The sequence below is a fragment of the Gelidimonas diazotrophica genome, assembly GCF_055694025.1.
In genome coordinates, this window is sequence record NZ_CM146349.1 from 2,527,719 (window position 1) to 2,539,470 (window position 11,752).

14 protein-coding genes are annotated in these 11,752 nt (G+C 57.5%); 13 read left to right on the forward strand and 1 reads right to left on the reverse strand.

The features are described from left to right. Positions 1-85: 85 nt before the first annotated feature. Complete coding sequence (gene fur / locus KGFNPO_RS11745; protein ID WP_472631456.1) at positions 86-517, reverse strand: ferric iron uptake transcriptional regulator; 432 nt, start codon at positions 515-517, stop codon at positions 86-88. Positions 518-710: 193 nt separating this feature from the next. Here fur and KGFNPO_RS11750 point away from each other — a divergent pair, with 193 nt between their 5' ends. The 13 genes from KGFNPO_RS11750 (at position 711) to KGFNPO_RS11810 (ending at position 11,751) form a co-directional block, all read left to right on the forward strand. After that, positions 711-1,316 carry an outer membrane protein assembly factor BamE gene (locus KGFNPO_RS11750; protein WP_472631457.1) on the forward strand — a complete coding sequence of 202 codons (606 nt, stop codon included), beginning with the start codon at positions 711-713 and terminating at the stop codon, positions 1,314-1,316. A 15-nt stretch (positions 1,317-1,331) separates the two neighbouring features. Further along, a complete protein-coding gene (gene dapB / locus KGFNPO_RS11755; RefSeq protein WP_472631458.1) occupies positions 1,332-2,138 on the forward strand; it encodes a 4-hydroxy-tetrahydrodipicolinate reductase in 807 nt (268 codons plus the stop codon). 47 nt (positions 2,139-2,185) lie between these two features. Further along, on the forward strand, positions 2,186-2,986 hold the full coding sequence (locus tag KGFNPO_RS11760) for an energy transducer TonB (RefSeq protein ID WP_472631459.1): 801 nt from the start codon (positions 2,186-2,188) through the stop codon (positions 2,984-2,986). Positions 2,987-3,006: 20 nt separating this feature from the next. Then, complete coding sequence (locus KGFNPO_RS11765; RefSeq protein WP_472631460.1) at positions 3,007-3,693, forward strand: MotA/TolQ/ExbB proton channel family protein; 687 nt, start codon at positions 3,007-3,009, stop codon at positions 3,691-3,693. Between the two features lie 46 nt (positions 3,694-3,739). Beyond that, complete coding sequence (locus tag KGFNPO_RS11770; RefSeq protein WP_472631461.1) at positions 3,740-4,171, forward strand: ExbD/TolR family protein; 432 nt, start codon at positions 3,740-3,742, stop codon at positions 4,169-4,171. Between the two features lie 137 nt (positions 4,172-4,308). Next, entirely contained in the window at positions 4,309-4,635 is a 327-nt protein-coding gene (locus KGFNPO_RS11775; RefSeq protein WP_472631462.1) for a barstar family protein, read from the forward strand. Positions 4,636-4,718: 83 nt separating this feature from the next. Beyond that, positions 4,719-7,358, forward strand: a complete 2,640-nt coding sequence (gene leuS / locus KGFNPO_RS11780; protein WP_472631463.1) for a leucine--tRNA ligase — start codon at positions 4,719-4,721, stop codon at positions 7,356-7,358. A 24-nt stretch (positions 7,359-7,382) separates the two neighbouring features. Then, positions 7,383-7,898, forward strand: a complete 516-nt coding sequence (locus KGFNPO_RS11785) for an LPS-assembly lipoprotein LptE (RefSeq protein WP_472631464.1) — start codon at positions 7,383-7,385, stop codon at positions 7,896-7,898. A 9-nt stretch (positions 7,899-7,907) separates the two neighbouring features. Next, positions 7,908-8,939, forward strand: a complete 1,032-nt coding sequence (holA, locus tag KGFNPO_RS11790; protein WP_472631465.1) for a DNA polymerase III subunit delta — start codon at positions 7,908-7,910, stop codon at positions 8,937-8,939. 267 nt (positions 8,940-9,206) lie between these two features. Further along, a complete protein-coding gene (locus KGFNPO_RS11795; RefSeq protein WP_472631466.1) occupies positions 9,207-10,472 on the forward strand; it encodes a glutamate-5-semialdehyde dehydrogenase in 1,266 nt (421 codons plus the stop codon). A gap of 81 nt (positions 10,473-10,553) precedes the next feature. Continuing rightward, on the forward strand, positions 10,554-10,976 hold the full coding sequence (locus KGFNPO_RS11800; RefSeq protein ID WP_472631467.1) for a CopD family protein: 423 nt from the start codon (positions 10,554-10,556) through the stop codon (positions 10,974-10,976). Positions 10,977-10,996: 20 nt separating this feature from the next. Next, positions 10,997-11,599 carry a DsbA family protein gene (locus KGFNPO_RS11805; protein WP_472631468.1) on the forward strand — a complete coding sequence of 201 codons (603 nt, stop codon included), beginning with the start codon at positions 10,997-10,999 and terminating at the stop codon, positions 11,597-11,599. 29 nt (positions 11,600-11,628) lie between these two features. After that, the gene (locus KGFNPO_RS11810; protein WP_472631469.1) at positions 11,629-11,751 is read left to right on the forward strand and encodes a hypothetical protein; all 123 of its coding nucleotides are present in this window, start codon (positions 11,629-11,631) and stop codon (positions 11,749-11,751) included. Position 11,752: the final 1 nt, after the last annotated feature.

The window sequence follows — 11,752 nt, forward strand, 5'->3', positions numbered from 1 at the left end:
TTGAAGATTTGAAGCACAGTAGGATGGGTGAAACCCATCGCATATCGAACTTACAAGATGGGTTTCACCCATCCTACGCACTGCATTACTTGGTGCGATGCGGGCAATCGGTCTTGATGCAATTGCTGTACAGCGCCAGCGCATGCTCGGAGATATGAAAACCGCGTTCAGCAGCAATTTTTTGCTGACGTTTCTCGATTTCTTCATCGTAGAACTCTTCCACCCGGCCGCAGTCCAAACACACCAAATGGTCGTGATGCGATCCTTGGTTGAGTTCGAATATGGCTTTGCCGGTCTCGAAGTGGTTGCGATTGAGCAACCCAGCCTGTTCAAATTGTGTCAGGACTCTATACACAGTAGCCAGACCGACATCCATATTTTCAGTCAGCAATATCTTGTATACATCTTCGGCCGTCAGGTGGCGCACTGCACTATTCTGAAAAATATCGAGAATTTTCAGACGCGGCAAGGTTGCCTTGAGCCCGCTGGCTTTTAAATCACTGGGGTTTTTGTTCATGGTTGTCGTAAAACTAAATCCGGTTTGAAACCCCGTCCCTTGGAACGGTACGAAAGTTGAAATCATAACGTGGACTGACAATGCATGCATCCGATATGCAGGGCCGCGATGAGTTAACCAGCCGCTTCAGGTAAGATTCGGGCAGTTCTGTTTTATCATTATGTGTTTTAGCACAATTGAATTGAGATACCTTATGCGATTGCTGCACCCCCACTTCACCCGCGCCCCATCTTCCCTTGCCTTGCTGCTGATCGGCAGTTTGTGCTTGGTGCTAGCAGGATGCGCCTCCAAGAATCCACTGATGGATGATGCGCCTGCGGCCAAGGCAAAGACAACGGATGCAGCCCCGGCCAAAACCGCTGCGGCGGAACCGCTTGACGCCGCCACCGGCACCCGAACCAGCGGCCCGACCGGGATGGCGCGTGTATTGGGCGCTTTCTCGCCCTACAAGATCGATATTCAGCAGGGCAATTTCGTCTCGAAAGAAATGATCTCCCAACTCAAGGAAGGCATGACGCACGATCAGGTGCGCTTCGTGCTGGGGACACCGATGTTGAGCGATATTTTTCACGACGACCGCTGGTATTACCCATTTCGCATGCAAAAAGGCAACGGCGAAGTCACCGCCAGCCGCGTGACGGTGTACTTCAAAAATGATCTGGTGGAACGCTTTGAAGGTGGCGATTTGCCTACCGAAGAGGATTATCTGTCGCGCATAGCGGGCAACCCGCCAAAAGACAAAGCGCCCGAAGCCGCTGCACCCAAAGCCGCTCCCACCAGCGCCGCTGCCCCAAAATAATTACCCGAAAATCGCATGAACCAAATGAAAATCGCCGTCGCCGGCGCATCCGGCCGCATGGGCCGGATGCTGATTGAAGCCATCCACAACGCAGTTGACGCCACCCTAACCGGTGCGCTGGACATCGCGCAAGCGCCTGACATTGGCACCGATGCCAGCGCTTTTCTGGGCGCACAGCAAGGCGTATTAATCGAATCCGATCTGGCCAAGGGCTTGGCCGGCGCGGAATACCTGATTGACTTCACCCGCCCGGAAGGCACGCTCAAGCATCTGGAATACTGCGCTGCACACGACATCAAGATGATTATCGGGACTACCGGTTTCGATGAAGCCGGCAAGGCCGCGATTCTTGCCGCGTCGAAGAAAATCGCCATCATGTCCGCGCCCAACATGAGCGTCGGCGTCAACGTGACGATGAAGTTGCTCGAAATGGCCGCTAAAAGTTTTGCCGAAGGCTACGATATCGAAATCATCGAAGCGCATCACCGCCACAAGGTGGATGCGCCGTCCGGCACTGCGCTGAAGATGGGCGAAGTCATCGCCAGCGCGCTCGGCCGCAATCTCGATGAATGCGCGGTATATGCGCGCGAAGGCGTCACCGGCCCCCGCGACCCGTCCTCGATCGGCTTCGCCACCATTCGCGGCGGCGATATCGTCGGCGACCATACGGTGCTGTTTGCCGGCATTGGCGAGCGCATCGAAATCAGCCACAAATCGTCCAGCCGTGTGACCTATGCGCACGGATCGTTGCGGGCGGCGCGTTTTCTGGCCGATAAATCCACCGGTCTGTACGACATGCAGGACGTGCTCGGACTGCGCTAGGCTTGCATCCGCATGCCGGTTTGGCCGATGACTTCCGTTGAACTTCAATGACTACCGGCAAAAATCCACAGCGCGCCACGATTGTCGCGCTGCTCGGGACCATAGCGCTGCATCTCGCACTGATTGCAGCGGCGGCGATCTGGCTGACACCACCAGCTAAACCGGATCAGCGCGATCCAATTCTAATAGTCGCCCTGCACGCCCCGGCTTTAGCTGCATCGCCCGCGGCAGCCGTAGCTTCCGCCGCAGCCGCCAGCAAGCCGAAAGCAACACCGCAAGCCAAAAACAGCGCGCCACCGAAACGGCCAAAATCCGTGCCAAAAATTGTGCCGCAACAAAAGGCGCAGCCCCGACGACCGACTGCTGCACAGGTTCCAGACAATTTGAACCAGTCGCGGATATTGGCCGCGCCTTCCGCACCACCGCAGCCGCAGTCGCAACAACAAAGCGCTCCGTCCGAGTCGTCTTCAACGCAAAATTCCACGCCAAACGCGCCGCCGGCAGCCGCTCCTGAAGCGCCGCCGATTACTGCCAAAACCGGCGTTGCCAGTGTTGCCAGCGTCACCAGTATGACGATTCCCGCCGCCTATGCGGCCCGCAATCGCAAGCCCGATTACCCGCTGATGTCGCGCCGATACAATGAGCAAGGCACCGTTGTACTGCGCGTACTGGTCAATGCCGGCGGCACTGCCGGTGCCGTGCACATCAAGCAATCCAGCGGTTATCCGCTGCTCGATCAGTCCGCGCTTGCGGCGGCACGAGACTGGCGCTTCGCCGCTGCCACACAAGACGGAAAACCCGTTTCCCAGTGGTATGAAATTTCCATTCCCTATACACTGCGGGATTAATCTATCTTGACTCAAAAACCATGAATCAAACCCTCGGGCTTGCCCACTATTGGTCGCAAGGCGATGCTATTAGCCACGCGGCCGCCTATGTCTTGTTGCTGATGTCGATTAGCAGCTGGTATTACATCCTGTCCAAAGCGTGGAGCGCATGGCGCGTCCGCAAGGCCGCTTCAGCGCTCCCAGGTTTCTGGAAAGCGCCCACGCTGTCCGACGCCGTTACCGTCATCCGGCAGCAAGATAGTGAAAATATTTTCACCCCGCTCGCCACGCAAGGCGTCGAGGCTGCCAATCTGCACCAGCAAACCGACGCTGCCGCTTCGCTCAATACCGCCACCGATCCGAGCGAACTGATTACCCGCACCTTGCGCCAGGAAATCAACCGCGTTTCGTCGCGACTGGAAAATGGTCTGACCCTGCTGGCCTCGGTCGGCTCCACCGCCCCTTTCATCGGCCTGTTCGGCACCGTGTGGGGGATTTACCATGCGCTGATTGCAATATCCGCAGCCGGCACCATCCAGATCGACAAGATTGCCGGGCCGGTCGGCGAATCGCTGATCATGACCGCGCTCGGGCTGGTGGTAGCGATTCCGGCCGTGCTGGCATATAACGCATTCACCCGCATCAACCGGCTCACGCTGGCCGAACTCGATGCCTTTGCCCACGACTTGCACGCCTACCTGACCACCGGCGCACGGGTCGGAAAATAAATCGGTAAATAAACCGCAATCTTCACCCTACACTCTGGAGTACCCCATGACATTCGGCGGATTCAACGACAACCGACACCCGGCCCCGATGGCAGAAATCAATGTCACGCCGATGGTGGACGTGATGCTGGTGCTGCTGGTGATTTTCATCCTGTCGGCGCCGCTCTTCACCCATGCGATCAAGCTCGATCTGCCGAGCGCACAGTCGGCGGCAGCGCCCGAGAAGCCCGAGACGATTTCACTTTCGATCGATGCCGCCGGCAAGATTTTCTGGAACAATCAAGCCATCGATCAGGCCGGACTGCCGGCCAAATTTGCAGCCGCAGCGCAGAAGCAGCCGCAGCCCGAGTTGCAACTGCGCGCCGACAAGGAAACCCGTTACGAAGTCATCGCGCAAGTCATGGCGGCAGCGCAAAGCAACGGCCTCTCCAAGCTCGGCTTCGTTACCGATGCAAAAGCGGCAGAATCAGGGCAATGAGTAAGGTAATGAATCAGGAAAAATCACGTACGGCATACTGCACTACGTATTTTTTAAATACCAATTAAATAGTGCGGAAGATGCCATGTTTGTTGACATACTCCCGTAAATAATATCAACAGAAAGAGAGCCGCAACATGCCGACCGTGAAACTGAACGGTGAAGCCATCACCAACTGGGAGGCTTTCCACAACGAAAGCCAGCGCGTGTTCGGCTTTCCCGACTTTTACGGCCGCAACATGAATGCCTGGGTCGATTGCATGAGTTATCTGCGCGACGATGACAGCATGTCAACATTCCATCTGAAGCCGGATGAAGTCTTGCGTATCGAAGTGCAGCACGCCGATCTTTTGCGCGCGCAGGCGCCTGAAATTCTCGACGATCTGGCTTTTTGCATCGAAGCCATCAACGACCGCTACGCCGATTACGGCGAAAAACCGGCGCTGGAACTGATCCTGCTCTAAAGTCCCTCTCTCGCAAACGGGAGAGGGGAGCAAAATGAACCGGTATAATGTGCGGTTCACAGCCACTTAAAGCCGGACCCGTCATGCAAGAAAAATACAGCCCCGCCGACGTCGAAACATCCGCCCAATCCCACTGGAAAGCGATCGACGCCTACAAAGCGGTCGAACACGACCCGCGTTTCCCGAAAGGCAAGTATTACGCCTGCTCGATGCTGCCCTATCCGTCCGGCAAGCTGCACATGGGCCATGTGCGCAATTACACCATCAATGACGTGATGTACCGCTATCTGCGCATGAACGGCTACAACGTGCTGATGCCGATGGGCTGGGATGCGTTCGGCATGCCGGCTGAAAACGCCGCGATGGCCAACAACGTGCCGCCGGCGCAATGGACCTACGCCAACATCGCGCACATGAAGCAGCAGATGGAATCGATGGGGCTGGCAATCGACTGGTCGCGCGAAATGACCGCATGCACGCCCGAATACTACAAATGGAACCAGTGGATGTTCCTGAAGATGCTGGAAAAAGGCATCATCTATCAAAAAACCGGCACCGTGAACTGGGACCCGATCGACCAGACCGTACTAGCCAATGAACAAGTGATCGACGGTCGCGGCTGGCGCTCCGGCGCGCTGATCGAAAAGCGCGAAATTCCGATGTACTACGCCAAGATCACCGATTACGCCGAAGAACTGCTGGATTACGTCGATAACAAACTGCCCGGCTGGCCCGAGCGCGTGCGGCTGATGCAAACCAACTGGATCGGCAAATCGACCGGGGTGCGCTTCGCCTTCCCGCATGACATCCAGGACGCCGATGGCAAGTTGATTCAGGACGGCAAATTGTGGGTATTTACCACCCGCGTCGACACCATCAAGGGCGTGACTTTCTGCGCAGTGGCGCCGGAACATGCGCTGGCCGTTTTCGCCGCGAAAGACAATCCCGAGCTGACCGAATTCATCGCCGAATGCAAGCTGGGCGGCGTGGCCGAAGCCGACATGGCGACCATGGAAAAGAAAGGCATGCCGACCGGCCTGTTCGTCACCCATCCGTTGACCGGCAAGCTGATCGACGTCTGGGTCGGCAATTACGTACTGATTACCTATGGCGACGGCGCCGTGATGGGCGTGCCGGCGCATGACGAACGCGATTTCGCGTTTGCGCAAAAATACCTGCTGCCGATTCAGCCGGTGATTGCAGTTGAAGACAAAATATTTTCTACTGAGGTCTGGCACGACTGGTATGGCAACAAGGAAATCGGCCATTGCGTGGATTCCGGAAAATACGACGGCCTGGCGTTTCAGGAAGCAGTCGATGCGATTGCCGCCGACTTATCCGCACTCGGTCTGGGCGAAAAGAAAATCACGTACCGGCTGCGCGACTGGGGCATCTCGCGCCAGCGTTACTGGGGTACGCCGATCCCGATCATCCACTGTGCCGATTGCGGCGCGGTGCCGGTGCCTGAAAAGGATTTGCCGGTGGTGTTGCCGGAAGACTGCGTGCCGGACGGCAGCGGCAACCCGCTCAACAAGCACGCGCAATTCCTGCATGTCGATTGCCCGCAATGCGGCAAACCGGCGCGGCGCGAAACCGACACCATGGACACCTTCGTCGATTCGTCCTGGTATTACATGCGCTACACGTCGCCCGGCGCAAGCGCCGGCATGGTCGATGCGCGCAACGATTACTGGATGCCGATGGACCAGTACATCGGCGGCATCGAACATGCGGTGATGCATCTGCTGTATGCGCGTTTCTGGACCAAGATCATGCGCGACTTCGGTCTCGTGAAGTTCGACGAACCGTTCGTCAACCTGCTCACGCAAGGCATGGTGCTCAACGAAACCTATTACCGCGAAGAGGAAAGCGGCAAGAAGACCTGGTACAACCCGGAAGATATCGAGCTGGAACTGGACGAAAAAGGCCGTCCGCTGGCCGCCAAACTGCAATCCGATGGCCAGCCAGTCGCCATCGGCGGCACCGAAAAAATGTCGAAGTCGAAAAACAACGGCATCGATCCACAAGCCCAGATCGACCAGTACGGTGCCGATACTGCCCGCCTGTTTACGATGTTCGCCTCACCACCGGAACAAACGCTGGAATGGTCCGGCAGCGGCGTCGAAGGCGCCAACCGCTTCCTGCGCCGGGTGTGGGCGTTTTCCTATGCGCAATCCGGCCGGCTGACAGTGGCAGCATCGACCAATTGGGCCCAACTGAACAATGCGCAAAAGACCCTGCGCCGCGAAATCCACAAAATTTTGCAGCAGGCCGATCACGACCTCAAACGCATTCAGTACAACACCGTGGTTTCAGCCTGCATGAAAATGCTGAATACGCTGGAAGCCGCCAAGCTCGATGACTGCGCGGCGTCCAATGCGGTCATCTCAGAGTGCTTGTCGATATTCCTGCGCGTGCTGTATCCGGTCGCGCCGCACATCACGCATGCCTTATGGCAGGAACTCGGCTTTGCCGATGTGCATGGCGACATCCTCAATGCAGCCTGGCCGCAAGTCGATCCGGCCGCGCTGGAACAAGCTGAAATCGAGCTGATGATCCAGGTCAATGGCAAGCTGCGCGGTAGCATTACCATGCCCCGGGATGCCGACAAGGCGACGGTAGAAGCCGCCGCTCTGGCCAATGAGAATGTCCAGCGCTATCTGGATGGCACGCCGAAAAAAATCATTGTGGTGCCAGGCAAGCTGGTCAATATCGTTGCCTAATCTTATTGTCTTTCGGAAAAATCCATGATGCCAGCTCGCCCTGCACTACTGAAATACGCCCTTGGCCTGCTGCTGGCCGCAATGCTGTCCGCCTGCGGCTTCCATTTGCGCGGGGCCAGTGATATGGCAATGCCGTTCAAGACGATTTATCTCGGCTTTGCGGACACGTCCACTTTGGGTAATGCACTCAAGCGCAATATCCGGGGCGCCGGCAATACGGTCGTGGTGCCCGACGCCAAGGAGGCAGAGGCGATTCTGGACGTGTTGTCAGAAACGCGCGAAAAATCTGTGCTGTCCCTCAATAGCCAGGGCCGGGTACGCGAATACACGTTGATTTATGTGTTCAAATTCCGCGTCCGGGATGGCAACAGCAATGAATTGCTGCCGCCCACCGAGATCAGGCTGGCGCGCGACATCAACTACGACGACTCGCAAACGCTGGCCAAGGAAAGCGAAGAAGGCATGCTGTATCGCGACATGCAGAGCGATCTGGTGGCGCAAATACTGCGGCGGCTGTCCGCTATCCAAATCCCGCTATGAGGGCATCCGATGCAGTTGCGATCTGATGCAATGGATGCGCATTTAGCCAAGCCGCTGGCGCCGCTGTATGTCGTCACCGGCGACGAGCACTTGCTAGCGCTGGAAGCGGCAGACAAAATCCGCAAAGCGGCGCGCGCCCAGGGCTTCTCCGAACGCGAAGTGCTGACGGTGGAGCGCAACTTCAAGTGGGGCGAATTGCTCGCCGCCAGCCAGTCGCAATCGCTGTTCGGCGACAGGAAATTGATCGAACTGCGCATCCCGACCGGCAAGCCGGGCAAGGACGGCGGCCAAGCGTTGCAACAGTATTGCGCTGCCGTGGGCGGCCACACCGGGGCCGATACCGTCACAATAATCTCGCTGCCGAAGCTCGACTGGGCTACGCAAAAAGCGGCCTGGGTCAACGCCTTGCAGCAAGCCGCCGTATATATCGATATTCCGCTGGTCGAGCGCGCGCAACTGCCGGCCTGGATCGGCATCCGGCTGGCCGCGCAGCAGCAAAGCGCCGACCGTCACAGCGTGGACTTTATCGCGGACCGGGTGGAAGGCAATCTGCTGGCGGCCCACCAGGAAATCCAGAAACTCGGCCTGCTGCATCCGCCGGGCAAACTGAGTTTCGAGCAGATCCAGGATGCGGTGCTGAATGTGGCGCGCTACGATGTGTTTAAGCTGAACGAAGCGATGCTGGGCGGCGATGCGCTGCGACTGGTGCGCATGGTGGAAGGCTTGCAAGGCGAAGGCGAAGCGCTGCCGCTGGTGCTGTGGGCGGTCAGCGAAGAAATCCGCACCTTGCTCAAGCTGAAGTCGGGCATAGAACAAGGCCGGGCGCTGGGCCAGTTGCTCAAGGAATACCGAATCTGGGGCCCGCGTGAAAAATTGATGCAGCCGGCGCTGCGACGGCTGTCGCTGAAAACGCTGGAAGCCGCGCTGCAAGAAGCGGCACAAGTCGATAAGATGATCAAAGGCTTGCGCGCCCCGGCATTTTCCGGCGACGCTTGGGATGCATTACTACAATTGGGCTTGAAAGTGGCACGCGGTTATTAAGAAAACGCAGCAATCAATAAGTAGGGCGGGTGCAACCCGCGCAAAATCCGAGTGTACGCGCGGGTTGCACCCGCCCTACGGTACTTCGTATTAATTGCAGTATTTTTTATAACCGCAACTTTATATGCGGTAACTGCCATAAAAATGATGGTACTCCCTATTTTTTACGAAATGCATTGTGTTCTGACACCTGTTCGTACCTTTCGTGTCTTTCGTGGACAATGCCGTAGCAATAGCCATTAAGAAAACGCTTCAAAAAAAGAGATCATGGATATCAAACACTACATGCACGACCTTGGCCAAAAGGCCCGGACCGCTTCCCGCGCCATGGCCAAAGCCGATACTGCCGCCAAAAATCAGGCGCTGCTGACGATTGCCGGCGCCATCCGGCGCGATGCCGCATTGCTGCGCGCCGCCAACCAACAGGATATGGCGGCGGCACGCGCCAGCGGCCTGACTGACGCAATGCTGGATCGCCTGAACTTGTCCGACCAGGCGATTGCGACTATGGCCGAAGGGCTGGAGAAAATCGTCTCGCTGCCCGACCCGATTGGCGAAATTTCCAACCTGAAGTATCGCCCGAGCGGCATCCAGGTCGGCCAGATGCGGGTGCCGCTGGGCGTGATCGGCATCATTTACGAGGCGCGCCCGAACGTGACGGTGGACGCTGCCGGTTTGTGCATCAAGAGCGGCAATGCGACCATCCTGCGCGGCGGTTCGGAAGCGATTCGCTGCAACCAGGCCTTGGCAAAAATCGTCCAGGAAGGGCTGGCTGCGGCCGGACTGCCGCAGGACGCGGTGCAAATCGTCGAGACCACCGACCGCGCCGCAGTGGGCGAACTGATCACCATGCCGCAATATGTGGACGTGATCGTGCCGCGTGGCGGCAAAGGCTTGATCGAGCGCCTGATGCGCGAATCCCGCGTGCCGATGATCAAGCATCTGGACGGCATCTGCCACGTCTACATCGACGACAAGGCGGACATCGAGAAGGCCACGGCGGTTGCCTTCAACGCCAAATGCCACCGCTACGGCACCTGCAACACCATGGAAACGCTGCTGGTAGCACGCGCACTCGCGCCAGTGATATTGCCAAAACTGGCGGCACTGTATGCCGGCAAGGAAGTGGAATTGCGCGCCGACGATGCGGCCCGCGAAATTCTGGCCGGCTACCCGCATCTGGCTGCCGCCACTGCTGAAGACTGGGAGACCGAATATCTGGCGCCGATCCTGGCGGTCAAGATCGTCGAAGACATGGAGCAAGCCATCGAGCACATCAACAGGTATTCGTCCCGACATACCGACGCCATCATTACCGAAGATTATTCGCGCGCGATGCGCTTTCTGCGCGAAGTCGATTCGGCTTCGGTGATGGTAAATGCATCAACCCGTTTTGCCGACGGTTTCGAATATGGCCTGGGTGCGGAAATCGGCATCTCGAACGATAAATTGCACGCGCGCGGCCCGGTCGGACTGGAAGGCTTGACCTCGCTGAAATACATCGTGCTCGGCCACGGTGAAATTCGCCAATAAAATACATCGTAAAACGCGTGCCTTAAAGGTCACACCCAAGTCATACCGGCAAACAATTAACAAGCTCTATAAGGAATCCGCATGCTCTGGATCAAATCGCTGCACATCGTCTTCGTCGCTTCCTGGTTCGCCGGCCTGTTTTATTTGCCGCGTATCTTCGTCAACCTGGCGCTGGAAACCGAACCGATTGCAACCACTCGCCTGATCATGATGGCGCGCAAGCTGTACCGTTTCATGACCATTCTCGCTATTCCCGCAGTGATTTTCGGCCTGTGGCTATGGCTGGGTTTCGGGATTGGCAAGGGCCCGGGCAATGGCTGGCTCCATGCCAAACTGGCGGTGGTGGTGCTGATGCTGGGCTACCATCACTCCTGCGGCCGGATTCTGAAGAAGTTCGAACTGGGGCGCAACACGCGCAGTCATACCTGGTTCCGCTGGTTCAATGAAATCCCTGTGATCGCCTTGCTGGCGGCCGTCGTATTGGTGGTTGTTAAACCATTCTGAACCTCTAGCTGGAGCCTGCCATGACCAATACTTGTGAATATTACTTCTCGCCGCAATCGCCTTTCGCCTATTTGGGCCATGCGCGCTTTGCCGCGCTGGCAAAAAAATACCGGGTGCAGATTGACCTTAAACCGTGCGACTTGGGCAAGGTGTTCAGCCTCTCCGGCGGGCTGCCGCTGGCCAAACGTGCGCCACAGCGCCAGGCGTACCGGCTGGTCGAATTGCAACGCTGGAGCGATCATCTGGAGTTGCCGCTCAATCTGCAACCGAAATTCTTCCCGGTCGCCGACAATGCCGCAGCCAAGCTCATCATCGCAACACAATTAGCGCACGGCACCGAGGCGGCGATGGTGCTCGCCGGCGCGATCATGCGGGCGGTATGGTCTGAGCAGAAAAACATCGCAGACGCGGATACGCTCGCCGGCATTGCGGCGGAATGCGACCATGACGGCAAAATGTTATTGAAATCCTCCGAGACCGCCAGTGTTCAGGCACAGTTCGACCGTTTCACCGACGATGCGATTGCCGCCAACGTATTCGGCGCGCCGTGGTATGTCGTCAACGGCGAAGGATTCTGGGGCCAGGACCGGCTGGACTTCGTCGAGCGGGCATTTTTGAAATAAACGAAAACGAGAATAATGTAGGGTGCGCCATGCGCACCATCACTGCAGTGGCAGCCGGTGCGCATGGCGCACCCTACCATTTCAGCATGGCGCACCCTCCCATTTCATATAGAGCAGCGCCAACCACCGGGGTTGGCGCTGCGCCTGAATAAT